We start from the raw sequence: 14,609 nt of genomic DNA, 5'->3' as shown, positions 1-14,609 counted from the left end.
GAGTGCATGGCGCGCACTCCGGGGCCGCCCGGGAATTCAGACCCGCTGGGGGTCAACTGCACAACGTCAGGAGTTGACGCAGGTGTTGCCGAAGGCGGGGTTCAGCAGACCGATCACGTTGACCGTGTTGCCGCACAGGTTCACCGGAACGTGGACCGGAACCTGAACAACGTTGCCCGAGAGGACGCCGGGGGAGCCCACCGCGGCGGCCTGCGCACCCGAGTCGGCAACAGCCATGCCCGCGCTCGCGAGAACGAGTCCACCGGTAGCAGCCGCAGCAGCGACGATCTTCTTGATCATTGTTCCTCCTAGTTGGAAAGCGCGATCCCAGCCGCGGACCGCATCACCTGTAACGAAGAGAAACCTGTGGGGCTACGACCAGATCACCCCATTCACTCTTTTCATTCACTTGGAACGTGTGGGCGAATTTTCGGGAGGCCCGTTTCCGCCGCCTTCGCCGCGGGTTTCAGCAGGCGTCGATGAAGCGGTCCAGGACCCGCGCGCCGAACTTGAGCCCCTCGGTCGGCACCCGCTCGTCGACGCCGTGGAACATGCCCGCGAAGTCCAGTTCGGGCGGCAGCTGGAGCGGCGCGAAGCCGAAGCAGCGGATGCCGAGGTCGTCGAAGTGCTTGGCGTCGGTGCCGCCGGAGAGCATGTACGGGATGGCGCGGGCGATCGGGTCCTCGGCGCGCAGCGCGAGCTGCATCGCGTCCACCAGTTTGCCGTCGAAGTCGGTCTCCAGCGCCCTGTCGCGGTGCGAGCGCTCCTCGTCGATCTTCACCCGCGGGCCGAGGATACGGGCGAGGTCGGCGTGGAACTCCTCCTCGTACCCCGGCAGGAAGCGGCCGTCGACGTGTGCGCTCGCCTGCCCGGGGATGACGTTCACCTTGTAGCCGGCGTCGAGCATGGTGGGGGCGGCGGAGTTGCGCAGGGTGGCGCCGACCATCTTGGCGATGCCGCCCAGCTTGGCCAGGGTCTCGTCCATGTTCTCGGGGTCGAGCTCGGTGCCGAGCGCGTCGGAGAGCTCGTCGAGGAAGGAGCGCACCGTCTTGGTGACGCGCACCGGCCACTCGTAGCGGCCCAGCCTGCCCACCGCCTCGCACAGTTCGGTGATGGCGTTGTCCTTGTTGGTCATCGAACCGTGGCCCGCGGTGCCGTCCACCGTGAGCCGCATCCAGTTCATGCCCTTCTGCGCGGTCTCCACCAGGTACAGGCGCAGGTTCTCGTTGACCGTGAAGGAGAAGCCGCCGACCTCGCCGATGGCCTCGGTGACGCCCTCGAAGAGGTCGGGGTGCTTGTCGACGAGATGCCGGGCCCCGTACGTGCCGCCCGCCTCCTCGTCGGCGAGGAACGCCAGCACGATGTCGCGCGGGGGTTTGCGCCCGGTGCGCAGCCGGTCGCGGACGACCGCGAGGGTCATCGCGTCCATGTCCTTCATGTCGACCGCGCCGCGGCCCCACACGCAGCCGTCGGCGATCTCGCCGGAGAAGGGGTCGTGGGTCCAGTCCGCGGCGTTCGCCGGCACGACGTCGGTGTGGCCGTGGATGAGGAGTGCGGGCCGCGAGCGGTCTTCGCCCTCGATGCGTGCCACGGTCGACGCCCGCCCCGGGTGGGACTCGAAGATCTTCGGTTCGAGACCGACCTCGGCGAGCTTCTCCGCCACGTACTCGGCGGCCTTGCGCTCCCCGGGCCCGGAGTGGTCGCCGTAGTTGCTGGTGTCGATGCGGATGAGATCCCGGCAGAGGTCGACGACCTCGTCCTCGCCGGTCACCGTCCGGGTCGTGTTCGTCTCGCTCACGCTGCTTCCTCCCACTGCGTTGCTGGTGGTCCCCCTCATCCTCTCGCCCCTCGCCGCGCCACCCAAGGGGGGCCCACCTGCGCAATGCGCCGTTCACGCAGGTGGGAGGCCGGATCGGGGGTGGTGATCGGGCACCCCGAACCCCTGGTATTGTTTTCCACGTCGGAACGGGCCAGCTCAGAACAGCCCCGACCGGCAGACACCTTGTCCGGGTGGCGGAATGGCAGACGCGCTAGCTTGAGGTGCTAGTGCCCTTTATCGGGCGTGGGGGTTCAAGTCCCCCCTCGGACACCAGCTGAGACCCCACTTCACGTGGGGTTTTCTGCATTTCCGGGCTGTGGCGTGACCAACCACGTGACCAACAGCCGGAAGCCCTGATCAAACCAGGGACGAGAGGCCGATCCGGCCTGCTCCGGAGGCTGCGAGCTTCTTCGCCCCAGAGGGGCGCTTCTTGCCGTACTGGCCCATTGTGTAGCCGGGCGAGTGGTGACGAACGTTCGCGGAGACCTCGACGGGGTTCTCCCCGGCCTCCAGGTCGTTGGTCACCTTGCTGTGACGCCAGTCATGCAGCCGGAAGTCCTCCGGCAGACCCAGCCGGCTCCGGAGAGTCCGCCAGCGGGCCGACACCTTCTCAGGGTCCTGAGGGCCTCCAGCCTCACCCCGGTAGAGTTTGAAGCCATCACGGGCGAACACAAGGTCATGGTCCACCCAGCCGGGCCCCAGCCTCCTGCGCTCCGCGTCCTGGCGCTCCCGCTGCTTCTGTGGCGCATCGTGCGCCGGTACGCCCGCATCCTCGGGGAGTCCCTCCCCGAAGCACAGGCCGTGTTCATTGAGAGAACGGCTGAGCAGACCCTCAGGGTTGCTGCCTGCCTGGCAGCCTCCGAGTGCTCCGAGACCATCACGGATGAGATTCTGTTCGCTGCCTTCACCCTGGTACGCCGTTCCGTCCAGGACGCCGTACGGATCACCAAGGGAGCCGACTCACCCAAGGTGAAGCGGCAGTCCCTCAGCCTGGCCGACAAGGTCAGGGCCCGCATCGAACTCCACGGCGGACGGGCAAACTCCACCCAGATGCTGCCCTACGTCGGAGCCTCCGCACGGGAGGTCAAGGCACTGCCCGGAATCGTCGTCACCGTAGAACGATCCGGCAAGACAGGCCGACCCTCCACCGTCTTCACTCTGGAAGAGAGCACCCCCGTTCCGGCAGAACGGGAGACTCAGGCGCAGAGCAGTTCCCACTACGGTGAGCCGCAGCCGGCCAGCACCGAGCGTGAAGGGAACCGAGGATCAGTCGTCCAGATGAACGCCTACCGGGCTGTTCCCGTACAAGCCGCTACGCCCGCTCCTGAACCGTCTCCGCAGACTGCATCCGTCGCTCAGGCCAACCCGTTCCGCTCCCTGCTCTGACCTAACGAACAAACCCAGAACGCCCCCGCCGATCCGGCGGGGGCGTTCCTTTGCTGCGGAGGTCCAGTCAGACGGGCCCTGCTCAGAGCGCGATGGGGCTCACTACTCCGGTACGACCGAATGGCGTTCGATGCTTGCCTTTGACGTGGACCGGTCGAGAAGCCGCAGTTCCCACGGCCCCGTGTTCACGTCGAAGTCCTTTCCGAACCCGACCCACTTCCCTGCCATCCGGCGGCCAGTCGGCTCAACGAGAAGCTGGAGCGCCCCGTGATAGCGAGCACCGTTGTAGTAGCCGTCAGCGGCTGTCTGCTCCGTCCACGACCCAGTGACGACGTTCCGGTCCACCGTGAGGTCAAGGTGAATCGGGCTGTCCGGGTTGCTCGATGCCCCCGGCAACGACTCGACCGTGAGGCGGTTTCCACGGTGCACCACAAGCACATGATGAGCAGCCGTGAACGTCTGCTCACGGCTGGACGAGAAGAACTCGTACCGGCTTAGCCAGACACCCGAGAAGTCGTCTCCCTGGGGCTGAGAAGCCGTCGCAGGGTCTCCGGCGGCCTCCGTGATCCCCGCCCCTTCTGCTTCCAAGTCGTGGCCTCCTGCCCCGTCCTCGTGGACGCGCGAGCCGGGCACGGCGAGAGCGAACCCTAGGGCCTCAGCCGGTCGGCCGGTGGCCTTTTCCAGGGCACGGGCGTACGCAGGTCGGCAGGTGCGAGTCTGGCCCGACTCCCACCGCTGAACGAGCCTCTTGGAAGCGTCGTTTGGTTCACGGAGAGCCGTACCGGCCTCCCTGATCGCCTTCGCGAACTCATCCTGAGACAAGCGCATTCCGATACGTACGGCGCGCAGAACATCATTTGCCTGAACCGTCGTCGTCATGATCTGAGGCTAGCGCCGAGACCCCCTGAATGACACCGGTTTGACGCCTCTCGTGTGACGCCTATCCGCCACCTGAGCGACGTCTCGAACGTCGTCGTTTTGCCCCGCTCGCGCCGCAACGATGGTCGGCATGTCCATCCGCATCAGCACGTACACGGTAAGAACCGACGGCACGCAGACCACTCCGCGAACGTTCTACGAGGGCGACGGGGAGGGGCCTCTCGTTTCGAGCGCCATGCCGCTCTGTTCTTGCCCCAAGTGCCGGGATGGACGTCCTATCCGGAGCACCAAGAGCAGTGGAGGCAAGAGAGCATGAGCACGTTAATCGTGGTCCGAGAGCCGAGGGCGTACGTCACGCCGGACGTGTGGGAGCGGGAGGTATCGCTCCTCCTGCGCAGCCCGGAGAACACGCGGGAGTTGGCGGAGCGCAAGTTCGGTCAGGCTGTCGCCTTCGTGATGACCTGCGGTGAGAACCCGGATCTCCTCATGGGTCCGTCGAAGGCCGTGGATGAGGCGTGGCACTCGTTCATGCTCGACTCGATCCAGTACCACCACTTCACCAACCGGCACTTCGGCCGGTATATCCACCACGTCCCGGAGCTGCCCGGTGCCAAGGGTGACACCGAGTGCAGCGGCGGGGTGATCGACGCGGACGGACACGACCTGAAGACCGGTAAGCCCCTCGTGCTGGCTCAGACGATCACGGCCATCAAGGCGGCGGGGTTTGAGATCGACGCCGACTTGTGGGGCATGGAGGACGCGGCGGACTGCAACCAGTGCCACGCCGGATGCCACGACTCCCCAAAGAAGCAGTAGCTCCGCGTCGCGGTTGATTGGCTGGGGCTCATCCCCGTACGTCGGGGGTGGGCCCTTCCCGCATGGAGAGGATCAACAAGCAATGACCCTGGCTGAGTCCTGGGACCGTTACGCGGTCGGCAGTAAGCCACGTAGGACCACGAACGCCCGAGGTGAGAGAACCTGGCTCAACTGGACCCAGTACCCCGACCACGGGCCGAACGAAAGCGTTCTAGGGCCGGTGGCGGGCCGATCCGTGTTGGAGCTGGGGTCGGGAGTCGGGAGCAACCTTGCTCACCTTGTGACGCTGGGGGCTACCGGCGTCGGTGTGGACGTGGCCCCGGCCCGCGAGGAGAAGGCGCGGCAGGAGTGGGGTCACGTGGCGGGGCTTGAGTTCCGGACGGCGGAGGCTACGGCGTTCCTGGCTGACACTTCCGAGACTTTCGATGTGGTGCTCTCGATCTTCGGCGCAGTGTGGTTCGTGGACCCGGAGAAGCTGCTCCCATTGGTCCGGGCTCGTATGAGTACGGGTGGCATCCTGGCGTTCTCCCACCTCCCCCCAGGCAGCCAGGCACCCCGGCCCGGTAAGGCGGGGATGCGGCACGACCACGCTCCGGACGAGTGGGTGCACATCCTCGGATTGCACGGATTCGGAGACGTGGACGCCACGGTTCTTGCCCCGCCGCAAGGTGCGGAGGTAGCGACAATGCTGGTTCGGGCCGTGGCTTCCTGATCCTTTTCAATTCCCGTTGGACACGTGACCAACGCATGACCAACAGCGGCCAGGAACGGACAGAAACAGCAGGTCACAGGGGTAAGCCTTGGAGGTCCCGAAGGGGTACCCGAATCACGTTTCCCCAGGTCAGATAACTAACTAGCTACAACCTGGGTCAAGAGTTCAAGTCCCCCCTCGGACACACAGAGAAAACCCCTGGCCGTCGTACTGGCCGGGGGTTTTTCCGTATGCGCGCCTCCCCTGCGCGGCGCGCGGCCGGCTATCGCGGGTGCGGTGACGGGGCGGGCGGCCGGCCGGCTTCCCAGAGTGCGGGATCGGCCCAGGCGCCGACGATCGCCACGTCCGGGTCCTGGTGGCGCAGGGCGGCGAAGCGTTCGGCCAGCAGCTGGAGGCGGACGGTCAGCGGGATCTGGGCCAGCACCGGGGGCAGCGCGGGGGCGCCGGGGTGTGCGGTGAGGGTCGTGACGGGAATGGATTCGGCCGCCGCCACCCTGCCCAGGGCCCCGGTCAGGCCGTCGCGGTCCGCGGCGGGTTCGAGGACCAGGAGACCGTCGGCGGCGGTGAGCGGGACCGCAGCGCCGTGCAGGAAGCGGTCGGACTCGAAGCCCTCGGCGAGCATCCGGGCGGCCTCCCTGATCTTCAGGGCGCCCTCACGGGCGGTGACGCCCCAGGGTCCGCAGCCGATCAGGGCGAGACTGCGGGCGGGGAAGGGGACCTCGTCGAGGTCGGGGTCGGCGCAGACCGCCCTTACCGCCTCTGCGGTCAGACCGAGCTGCTCCGGGGAGCCTTCCGGGGCGCCCAGCTGGTGGGCGATGCGGGCCAGGACACCGAGGGCCGAGGTGTAGCTGACGGTGTACGTCTCGGATTCCTCCGTGGTGCCGGTCGGCACGGCCTCGGGCCAGCCCCGGCCGGGGCCGGTGACCGAGACCACCGGGAGGCCGGCCGCGAGAGCCGCGGCGCGGGTGCGGGCGGCGTACGCGGTCTCGGCGGTGTGCGTGATGACCAGCAGAGCGTCGCCCTCGCGCGGGGCGGCGGCCCAGCGGGCCGCGTGCGCGCCCGACTGCGGGCGGGCGTCGAGGCCGGCCTGTTCCAGGAGGTGTGCGCCGAGCTCGGCGGCGTGCCGGCTGGTCCCCGTACCCACGACCAGGACGCGGCGGGCGCCGGCGAGGCGGCCGGCCGCCTCGGAGACGTCCCTGTCCGCGAGGCGGTCGAGGGCGTCGGCCTGGGCGTGGATCATGCGGTGCAGGGCGGTGGCAGGCATGGGGCGCTTCCTCAGGGCGGCTGGGCTGGTCCGGTTCGATTCTTCGGAGGTGCGGAATCCCTTGTCAAGGGTTGTCCGGGGTACGGATTTCGTTGCATGACAACGGCCCCGCGGTGGGAACCGCGGGGCCGTGGGGGTGCGCGAGGAGTCAGTGGCCGCGGGCGATCCACTCGTCGAGGTGGGGGGCCTCGGCGCTGATCGTCGTCGAGCCGCCGTGGCCGGTGTGCACGGTGGTGCCGGCGGGGAGGGCGAGCAGGCGGTCGCGGATCGAGTCCACGATCGTCGGGAAGTGGGAGAAGGAGCGGCCTGTGGCGCCGGGGCCGCCCTGGAAGAGGGTGTCGCCGGTGAAGACGGTGGCCAGGTCCTCGGCGTACAGGCAGACGGCACCCGGCGCGTGGCCGGGGGTGTGCAGCACCTTGAGGACCGTACCGGCCACGGGGATCTCCTGGCCGTCGGTCAGGGAGCCGTCCGGGGCGCGGTCCGGGTGGGTCTGCTTCCAGAGGGGGAGGTCGTCCTCGTGGAGCAGGACCGGGGCGCCGGTGGCGTCGGCGAGGGCCGGGGCGGCGTCGATGTGGTCGTTGTGCGCGTGGGTGCAGACGATGGCGCGCAGGGTGCGGCCCGCGAGTGCGGCCAGGATGGCGTCCGCGTCGTGGGCGGCGTCGATGACGACCGCCTCGGTGTCGTCGCCGACGATCCAGACGTTGTTGTCGACGTCCCAGGTGCCGCCGTCGAGGGAGAAGGTGCCGGAGGTGGTGAGGTGATCGATGCGTACGGTCATCAGAAGGTCACCACCGAGCGCAGTACGTCGCCCTCGTGCATGCGGGCGAAGGCCTTTTCGACGTCACCGAGGCCGATGGTCTCGGTGACGAAGGCGGCCAGGTCGATGCGGCCCTGCTGGTGCAGGTCGATGAGCATGGGGAAGTCGCGCGAGGGCAGGCAGTCGCCGTACCAGGACGACTTGAGCGCGCCGCCGCGGCCGAAGACGTCCAGGAGGGGCAGTTCGATGCGCATCTCCGGGGTGGGGACCCCGACCAGGACGACCGTGCCGGCGAGGTCGCGGGCGTAGAAGGCCTGCTGGTACGTCTCGGGGCGGCCGACGGCCTCGATGACGACGTCGGCGCCGTTGCCGTCGGTGAGGGCGCGGATCGCCTCGACGGGGTCTGAGGTCTTCGAGTTGACCGTGTGGGTGGCGCCCATGGTCTTGGCGGTCGTCAGTTTGCGGTCGTCGATGTCGACGGCGATGATCTTCGCTGCTCCGGCGAGGCGGGCGCCGACGACGGCGGCGTCGCCCACTCCCCCGCAGCCGATGACGGCGACCGAGTCGCCGCGGCCGACCTGGCCGGTGTTGATCGCTGCGCCGATGCCCGCCATGACGCCGCAGCCGAGGAGGCCCGCGACGGCCGGGGAGACCTCGGGGTCGACCTTGGTGCACTGACCGGCCGCGACGAGGGTCTTCTCGGCGAAGGCGCCGATGCCCAGCGCCGGGGAGAGTTCCGTGCCGTCGAGCAGGGTCATCCTCTGCTTCGCGTTGTGGGTGTCGAAGCAGTACTGGGGGCGGCCGCGCAGACAGGCCCGGCACTGGCCGCAGACCGCGCGCCAGTTGAGGATCACGAAGTCGCCGGGGGTGACGTCGGTGACGCCCTCGCCGACGGACTCGACGATTCCCGCGGCCTCGTGGCCGAGCAGGAAGGGGAAGTCGTCGTTGATGCCGCCCTGCTTGTAGTGCAGGTCGGTGTGGCAGACGCCACAGGCCTGGATCTTCACCACGGCCTCACCGGGGCCGGGATCCGGGATGACGATGGTCTCGACACGTACCGGCTCGTTCTTGCCCGGGGCGATGACCCCGAGAACCTGCTGCGACATGCGTCCGCTTCCTTCCCGTTCACGAATGCGTACGACGATACGCGCGTCGGCCGCCCCTCGGAGAAGGGGCGGCCGACGTGGTGCAGCGAGCGTTCAGCAGGCGGAGGTCAGAGCTTCTTGGGTGGGAGGATGCCCGCCGCTTCGCGCTCGGCCGAGATCGCGGACACCCTGCGGCGCACCACGAACCAGCCGCCCACCAGGGCTGCGGCGATCAGCGGCAGGCAGTACACGGTCTTGCGGCCGTCTCCGCCGCCGTACCACATCAGGAAGACCACGGAGGCGAGGAAGACCAGCGTGACGATCTGGGTGTACGGGGCCCAGGGGAGCCGGTACGCGGGCCGGTCGACGACGCCCTCCTTGGAGCGGCGGTAGAACATCAGCGAGCAGATCATGATCATCGCCCAGGTGCCGAGAATGCCGATCGAGGCGAAGTTCAGCACGATCTCGAAGGCGTTCTTCGGGACGAAGAAGTTCAGCGCGACGCCCAGGACGCCGAAGCCCGCGGTGAGCAGGATGCCGCCGTAGGGGACCTGGCCCTTGTTCATCCGGCCGGTGAACTTCGGGGCGGAGCCCGCGAGGGACATCGAGCGCAGGATGCGGCCGGTGGAGTACAGGCCCGAGTTCAGGCTGGACAGGGCGGCGGTGAGCACCACGAGGTTCATGATGCCCGCCGCGCCCGGGACGCCGATCTTGTCCATGACGGTGACGAACGGGCTCTGCTTGTCGCTGTAGGCCGTGTACGGCAGCAGCAGGGCGAGCAGGACGACCGAGCCGACGTAGAAGACGCCGACGCGCCACATGATCGAGTTGATCGCCTTGGGCAGCACCTTGTGCGGCTCCTCGGTCTCGCCGGCGGCGACGCCGCACAGCTCCACCGAGGCGTACGCGAAGACCACGCCCTGGATGACGATCAGCATCGGCAGCATGCCCATCGGGAAGATGCCGCCGTTGTCACCGATGTTCGAGAAGCCCGGGGTGTTGCCGTCGACCGGGGTCCCGGTGACCACCAGGTAGATGCCGATCAGCATGAAGACGACCAGTGCGGCCACCTTGATGATCGCGAACCAGAATTCCATCTCGCCGAAGTACTTCACCGAGATGAGGTTGGCGGTGAGGACCACCGCCAGGGCTATCAGCGCCAGGATCCACTGCGGAACGTCGCTGAACATGGCCCAGAAGTGGGCGTAGGTCGCGGCGGCCGTGATGTCCGCCACGGCGGTGGTCGACCAGTTCAGGAAGTACAGCCAGCCCGCCGCGAAGGCGCCCTTCTCGCCCATGAACTCACGGGCGTAGGAGACGAACGCGCCGGAGGACGGCCGGTACAGGACGAGCTCGCCCAGTGCCCGTACGACGAAGAACGCGAAGACACCGCAGACGGCGTACGCGATCGCCAGGGAGGGGCCGGCGCCCGCCAGCCTGCCGCCCGCTCCGAGGAACAGGCCGGTGCCGATGGCGCCGCCGATGGCGATCATGTTGATGTGGCGGGACTTGAGGTCCTTGCTGTAGCCCTCGTCACCGGGGTCGACGTGGGGGGACGTCGGCTGCGGGGACGGCGGGGCGGTCTGGACTGCCGCAGTGCGGGTGCGGTCACTCATGTATCGCTTCGCCTTCGTGTGGGGGATGTGCGGTACCGGGACGCACGATCGAGTTGAGGGCGGTCTCGACGAGTTCGAGGTGGGCGGCCATGGCGTGCACGGCTGCCCCCTCGGACCCCTCGACGATCGCTTCGACCAGGGCCCGGTGCTCGATGTCCGACTGGCGTCGCCGGTCACCGAGTTGGTTCAGGAAGGTGGACTGCCGCGCGAGGGCGTCCCGTATCTCTTCGATGATCTTGCTGAAGACGGGGTTGCCCGAGGCCCGGGCGACGGTGAGATGGAACTGCGAATCCAGGGCCACCCAGGCGGCGGGATCCGTCTCTCGTTCCATGCTCCCGATCAGCGTGAGGAGCTGGTCGATGTCGTCTCGAGTGCGGCGGGCAGCAGCGTACCCCGCCACGGGGATCTCCACGTGCCGGCGTACTTCCAGCAGGTCACGGGCCGAGTACGAACCGAAGACCGGGTTCTGCACCGGACCACGGGCCTCGACATAGGTACCCTTGCCCGCGCGTGACACGGTCAGGCCCAGGGCCTGGAGGGTGCGCAGGGCCTCGCGGACGACGGAGCGGCTGACCGCGAAGTGCCGGCCGAGCTCCGCCTCGGTGGGGAGCTTGTCGCCCACCGCCAGTTCGCCGGACTCGATGGCATCACGGAGCCGCGTGAGGACGACATCGGTCGCACTCACGCGTCTCGGAACGCCCGGGTCGCCCTCGGCACCTGCGGAACCAGGGGTTCCGTCGGGGCCTGTGGGGCTTGTCCGGCTGTCTGACAAGGCCATGCGGAGAATGCTCGGGCGTGGTTACGGGTGCGTCAAGAGTGAACAGTGGGGAAACGACGGGCTGATGAATTTCTCACACGTCGTAATCGTTGCGGGCTGAGCGGGTATAGCGAAGTCCCCAAATGGGGCATTGCTCGCGAAATGGGTGGGGCTGCGTGCGCGGAGGGTGAGGGTTCGCGGGCACCCGCCGCTGTGGGTGCCGGGGCCTGTGGGTGCCGGGGCCTTTGGGTGTCAATCTCTGCGCAGGCCGGTCCCTGGGCGGGCCGGTCCCTGGGCGGGCCGGTCCCTGGGCGGGCCGGTCCCTGCGGGCGCCGTTTCTACGGGTGCCAGCGGGGGTGCTCCTCCTCGGCCCAGGCGCGGTCGACCGTGCCCGTGCGCATGCCCCGCCGGGCCTCCGGGTGGGTCAGGGCCATCCAGAGGTGGCCGGCGATGACGATGCCCATCGCCAGGGCGAGCCAGTCGTGGACGAAGGTGGCGCTGGTGCGCCAGGCCACCGGGGTGAGATGTGTGAACCACATCACCAGGCCGGTGCCGAGCATGACCAGGGCCGCTCCCGCGATCCAGCCCGCGTACAGCTTCTGCCCCGCGTTGAACTTCCCCGCCGGCCGGACGAATTGGCGGCGGCGGGCGGCCCGCAGCCAGGCCCTGTCGTACCGGGTGAAGCGGCCGAGGAGGGTGAGGTCGGCGCGGAAGGCCCGGGAGAAGAGGCCAAGGAGGTACGGGGCGGGCAGCAGGACCCCGGTCCAGATGTGCACGGTGACGACCAGATGGCGGCGGCCGACCAGCTCCGCGAGGAAGGGCAGGTAGAGGCAGGCGGCCGTGCCGACGCACAGCAGCGTGAGGGCGGCCGTGGCGCGGTGCACGAGGCGCTCTGCGCGGGTGAAGCGCCTTACCCGGGTGGGGAGTTCAGACAGTGGGGGTGTCGGCGCGTCCGTTGGACCTGCCGACCCAGGCGTCGATGTCATAGCCGCGTTCCTCCCAGTAGCCGGGGACGACCCGGTCCGTGACCGTGATGCCCGAGAGCCACTTGGCCGATTTGTAGAAGTACATGGGCGCGACGTACAGGCGCACCGGGCCGCCGTGGGAATGGCTGACGTCCTTGTCCTGCATCCTCAGCGCCACCAGTACGTCCCCGCGGCCCGCCTGCTGGAGGGTGAGGCTCTCCGTGTACGTGCCGTCGAAGCAGGTGAAGCGGATCGCGCGGGCGCGCTCGGTCCGGACTCCGGCGAGTGCCAGCAGATGCGACAGCCGTACGCCCTCGAAGGGGGTGTCGGGCACCCGCCAGCCGGTGACGCACTGGACGTCGCGGACCAGCCGGGTCTGCGGTAGCGCCCGGAGCTGCGCGAGGGTGTACGTGGCCGGGCGGTCGACCAGTCCGTCGACGGTGAGCCGGTAGTCCTCCGCCGTCTTCTTGGGGACGGACGCGGCCACCGAGTAGTAGCGGAAGCCGCCGCTGCCGGGGAGGAGACCGGTCAGCCCGGTGGGGTCGTTGCCCGCTGCCGCGCCGAGGAAGGAGTCGATGCCGCGCTGGACGTACGGGGCCGCCGCGACGCCCGCGGCGCCGAGACCGAGCATTCCGAGGACGAGGCGGCGGCCGACGGGGGTGCCCGGCCCCGGATCGGGTCGCGGTCGGCGGGGTGTCGGGGGTGGAGGGTTCACACCCCCGATTCGAGCACTCGCGGCCGCCGGGATCCAGGGGCCGCGAGCACTCGTCAGCGTTTCGTCAGATATGGGCGACGGCGGAGCGGCGGACCGCCGCCGGACGGGGGGCGGTGGGGGGCGGCCGCCGGCTGCCACATGGAGCGTGGTGGCGGGCGGGCCGCCGGGTGGCGGGTCAGCCGCGGGCCGCCGGGTGGCGGGTCAGCCGCGGGCCGCCGCCGACTCGGCCGCCGCCTTGTCGAGCTGGAACGCCTCGTTGCCGAGGCCGATCCGGGCGTGCACCTCGGGCTTCTTCGCCTTGAGCACCACGCCGTACACCAGCCCGCCGACCGCGGTGAGACCGATGATCCCGGGCAGGATCCAGCTCAGTGCGGAGCCGGACTCGGCGCTGACCAGGAGGGCGAAGTCCTTCACGGTGTAGACGGCGATGCCCAGCAGCGCGATTCCGGCGAGACCGGAGCAGAGCAGCCGCCACTTCTGGGCCGCGCCCGCGCCGCGCCGTACGAAGAAGGCGATCACGGCGAAGGAAGCCACGGCCATCAGCAGGATGACTCCCAGCGCGCCGACGTTGCCCATCCAGGTGAAGAGGTGCAGGACCGGGGCGGTCGGGTCCCCGATCGGCTTGTCGTCGGTGAGCGCGAAGACCAGCACGACGACCAGCGAGACGACCGACTGGAGGACGGAACCGGTGGCCGGGGCGCCGCTCGCCTTGCTGGTCCGGCCGAAGGCGGCCGGCAGGAGGCCCTCGCGGCCCATCGCGAAGGAGTAGCGGGCGACCACGTTGTGGAAGCTGAGGAGCGCGGCGAACATGCCGGTCACGAAGAGGATGTGCAGCACGTCGGTGAAGGTGGCGCCGAGACGCTGCTGGACCAGGGTGAAGAGCATTCCGGGGCCCTGCTCGGTGGCCATCGCCGAGACCTTGCCGGGGCCGGCGGCGACGCTGACCGCCCAGGAGCTGAGGGCCAGGAACACCGCGGAGTAGGCGACGCCGAGGAACATCACGCGGGAGACGATCACGTGCGGCCGCTGGGTCTCCTCCGCGTACACCGGGGCCTGCTCGAAGCCGACGAAGGCCGCGATGGAGAAGCAGAGCGCGGTGCCCAGCGCGACGCCGGGGCCGCTGAGGGTGGACGGGTCGAACGCCGCGAAGGACAGTCCGGAGCCCTGGGCGGGCTCGGCGACGGCGGACACGTCGAAGATGACCACCAGCAGGCACTCGATCAGCAGGAGGACGCCGAGGACCTTGGCGTTGAGGTCGATCTTCAGCCAGCCGAGATAGCCGACGAGGACGACGCAGACCAGGGCAGGCACCCACCAGGCGATCTGCAGTCCGAGGTAGGTGGCGAAGATCCCGGAGAGTTCGAAGCCGAGGATGCCGAAGATGCCGACCTGCATGGCGCTGTACGCGACCAGGGCGACCAGGGAGGCTCCGGCGCCGGCGGTGGCGCCGAGGCCGCGGGCTATGTAGGCGTAGAAGGCGCCCGCGTTGTGGATGTGCCGGCTCATCTCCGCGTAGCCGACGCTGAAGAGGAGGAGGACGACCCCCAGGATGAGGAACAGGAGCGGCTGGCCGACCACTCCCATGACCCCGAAGATCGTGGGCATGACACCCCCGACGACCATGAGGGGGGCGCTCGCCGCGAGAACGGACAGCAGCAGACCGAGGGTGCCGAGGCGGCCCGCGCGCAGCGCCCCCTCCTCGCCCTTGTAGGTGTTGATCCCGGCCTCGCCGCCGCCTTCGCCGCTGCTGCCGGTCGATCTGGTCACGCGTGTGGGTGAACTGCCCGTCGCCATCGCGGGGTTGTCCCTTCGGTCTGGAGGAGGGGTGGGTGTGCAGG

Annotated in this window: 15 protein-coding genes and 1 tRNA gene; 4 read left to right on the top strand and 12 right to left on the bottom strand. The window is 69.1% G+C overall.

Features of this window, described 5'->3' with window-relative positions; all coding sequences use genetic code 11:
- Window positions 1–66: 66 nt before the first annotated feature.
- Entirely contained in the window at window positions 67–300 is a 234-nt protein-coding gene (gene chpH / locus ACFWVV_RS26235; RefSeq protein ID WP_384349136.1) for a chaplin ChpH, read from the bottom strand.
- Between the two features lie 166 nt (window positions 301–466).
- Window positions 467–1,798, bottom strand: coding sequence for a M20/M25/M40 family metallo-hydrolase (locus ACFWVV_RS26230; protein ID WP_384349139.1), 1,332 nt, complete (start codon window positions 1,796–1,798; stop codon window positions 467–469).
- Window positions 1,799–2,004: 206 nt separating this feature from the next.
- Here ACFWVV_RS26230 and ACFWVV_RS26225 point away from each other — a divergent pair.
- A tRNA-Leu gene (locus ACFWVV_RS26225) sits at window positions 2,005–2,092 on the top strand.
- An 84-nt stretch (window positions 2,093–2,176) separates the two neighbouring features.
- Here ACFWVV_RS26225 and ACFWVV_RS26220 read toward each other — a convergent pair.
- Entirely contained in the window at window positions 2,177–2,425 is a 249-nt protein-coding gene (locus ACFWVV_RS26220; RefSeq protein WP_384349142.1) for a hypothetical protein, read from the bottom strand.
- 72 nt (window positions 2,426–2,497) lie between these two features.
- Between ACFWVV_RS26220 and ACFWVV_RS26215 the strand changes: the two genes are divergently transcribed.
- Window positions 2,498–3,205: a hypothetical protein gene (locus tag ACFWVV_RS26215; protein ID WP_384349145.1), complete on the top strand. Its 708-nt coding sequence runs from the start codon at window positions 2,498–2,500 to the stop codon at window positions 3,203–3,205.
- A 102-nt stretch (window positions 3,206–3,307) separates the two neighbouring features.
- Here ACFWVV_RS26215 and ACFWVV_RS26210 read toward each other — a convergent pair whose 3' ends face one another.
- Window positions 3,308–4,084, bottom strand: coding sequence for a helix-turn-helix domain-containing protein (locus tag ACFWVV_RS26210; protein WP_384349148.1), 777 nt, complete (start codon window positions 4,082–4,084; stop codon window positions 3,308–3,310).
- A 312-nt stretch (window positions 4,085–4,396) separates the two neighbouring features.
- On the opposite strand from ACFWVV_RS26210, the gene ACFWVV_RS26205 reads away from it, so the two are divergent.
- Together ACFWVV_RS26205 and ACFWVV_RS26200 are read left to right on the top strand one after the other, a co-directional pair.
- Window positions 4,397–4,900 carry a glycine-rich domain-containing protein gene (locus ACFWVV_RS26205; protein ID WP_384349151.1) on the top strand — a complete coding sequence of 168 codons (504 nt, stop codon included), beginning with the start codon at window positions 4,397–4,399 and terminating at the stop codon, window positions 4,898–4,900.
- Window positions 4,901–4,982: 82 nt separating this feature from the next.
- Complete coding sequence (locus ACFWVV_RS26200; protein WP_384349153.1) at window positions 4,983–5,612, top strand: class I SAM-dependent methyltransferase; 630 nt, start codon at window positions 4,983–4,985, stop codon at window positions 5,610–5,612.
- Between the two features lie 262 nt (window positions 5,613–5,874).
- On the opposite strand, the gene ACFWVV_RS26195 is transcribed toward ACFWVV_RS26200, so the two are convergent.
- The 8 genes from ACFWVV_RS26195 to ACFWVV_RS26160 all read right to left on the bottom strand — a co-directional run bounded on the left by ACFWVV_RS26195 (window position 5,875) and on the right by ACFWVV_RS26160 (window position 14,565).
- A complete protein-coding gene (locus tag ACFWVV_RS26195) occupies window positions 5,875–6,876 on the bottom strand; it encodes a hypothetical protein (protein WP_384349156.1) in 1,002 nt (333 codons plus the stop codon).
- Window positions 6,877–7,024: 148 nt separating this feature from the next.
- Window positions 7,025–7,654: an MBL fold metallo-hydrolase gene (locus ACFWVV_RS26190; protein WP_384349158.1), complete on the bottom strand. Its 630-nt coding sequence runs from the start codon at window positions 7,652–7,654 to the stop codon at window positions 7,025–7,027.
- Window positions 7,654–8,739, bottom strand: a complete 1,086-nt coding sequence (locus tag ACFWVV_RS26185; protein ID WP_384349161.1) for an S-(hydroxymethyl)mycothiol dehydrogenase — start codon at window positions 8,737–8,739, stop codon at window positions 7,654–7,656. Before ACFWVV_RS26185 ends, ACFWVV_RS26190 begins: the two co-directional genes overlap by 1 nt.
- A 107-nt stretch (window positions 8,740–8,846) precedes the next feature.
- Complete coding sequence (locus ACFWVV_RS26180; protein WP_384349164.1) at window positions 8,847–10,334, bottom strand: amino acid permease; 1,488 nt, start codon at window positions 10,332–10,334, stop codon at window positions 8,847–8,849.
- Window positions 10,327–11,112 (bottom strand): FadR/GntR family transcriptional regulator, encoded by a 786-nt coding sequence (locus ACFWVV_RS26175; RefSeq protein ID WP_384349167.1) that lies wholly within the window; start codon window positions 11,110–11,112, stop codon window positions 10,327–10,329. Before ACFWVV_RS26175 ends, ACFWVV_RS26180 begins: the two co-directional genes overlap by 8 nt.
- A 317-nt stretch (window positions 11,113–11,429) precedes the next feature.
- Entirely contained in the window at window positions 11,430–12,077 is a 648-nt protein-coding gene (locus ACFWVV_RS26170) for a cytochrome b/b6 domain-containing protein (RefSeq protein WP_384349170.1), read from the bottom strand.
- Window positions 12,019–12,771, bottom strand: coding sequence for a molybdopterin-dependent oxidoreductase (locus tag ACFWVV_RS26165; protein ID WP_384349173.1), 753 nt, complete (start codon window positions 12,769–12,771; stop codon window positions 12,019–12,021). Before ACFWVV_RS26165 ends, ACFWVV_RS26170 begins: the two co-directional genes overlap by 59 nt.
- A 201-nt stretch (window positions 12,772–12,972) precedes the next feature.
- Window positions 12,973–14,565, bottom strand: a complete 1,593-nt coding sequence (locus ACFWVV_RS26160; RefSeq protein ID WP_384349176.1) for an APC family permease — start codon at window positions 14,563–14,565, stop codon at window positions 12,973–12,975.
- Window positions 14,566–14,609: the final 44 nt, after the last annotated feature.

Source organism: Streptomyces sp. NPDC058663, assembly GCF_042716745.1.
GTDB lineage: Bacteria > Actinomycetota > Actinomycetes > Streptomycetales > Streptomycetaceae > Streptomyces.
The sequence above is the reverse complement of the archived record's forward strand: the minus strand, read 5'-3'. Positions and strand labels throughout refer to the sequence as shown.

Coding starts and splice junctions, on each gene's coding strand:
- ACFWVV_RS26185 (WP_384349161.1), bottom strand. CDS start 8,739: ATGTCGCAGCAGGTTCTCGGGGTCATCGCCCCGGGCAAGAACGAGCCG.
- ACFWVV_RS26160 (WP_384349176.1), bottom strand. CDS start 14,565: ATGGCGACGGGCAGTTCACCCACACGCGTGACCAGATCGACCGGCAGC.
- chpH (WP_384349136.1), bottom strand. CDS start 300: ATGATCAAGAAGATCGTCGCTGCTGCGGCTGCTACCGGTGGACTCGTT.
- ACFWVV_RS26205 (WP_384349151.1), top strand. CDS start 4,397: ATGAGCACGTTAATCGTGGTCCGAGAGCCGAGGGCGTACGTCACGCCG.
- ACFWVV_RS26210 (WP_384349148.1), bottom strand. CDS start 4,084: ATGACGACGACGGTTCAGGCAAATGATGTTCTGCGCGCCGTACGTATC.
- ACFWVV_RS26190 (WP_384349158.1), bottom strand. CDS start 7,654: ATGACCGTACGCATCGATCACCTCACCACCTCCGGCACCTTCTCCCTC.
- ACFWVV_RS26195 (WP_384349156.1), bottom strand. CDS start 6,876: ATGCCTGCCACCGCCCTGCACCGCATGATCCACGCCCAGGCCGACGCC.
- ACFWVV_RS26200 (WP_384349153.1), top strand. CDS start 4,983: ATGACCCTGGCTGAGTCCTGGGACCGTTACGCGGTCGGCAGTAAGCCA.
- ACFWVV_RS26170 (WP_384349170.1), bottom strand. CDS start 12,077: ATGACATCGACGCCTGGGTCGGCAGGTCCAACGGACGCGCCGACACCC.
- ACFWVV_RS26215 (WP_384349145.1), top strand. CDS start 2,498: ATGGTCCACCCAGCCGGGCCCCAGCCTCCTGCGCTCCGCGTCCTGGCG.
- ACFWVV_RS26180 (WP_384349164.1), bottom strand. CDS start 10,334: ATGAGTGACCGCACCCGCACTGCGGCAGTCCAGACCGCCCCGCCGTCC.
- ACFWVV_RS26175 (WP_384349167.1), bottom strand. CDS start 11,112: ATGGCCTTGTCAGACAGCCGGACAAGCCCCACAGGCCCCGACGGAACC.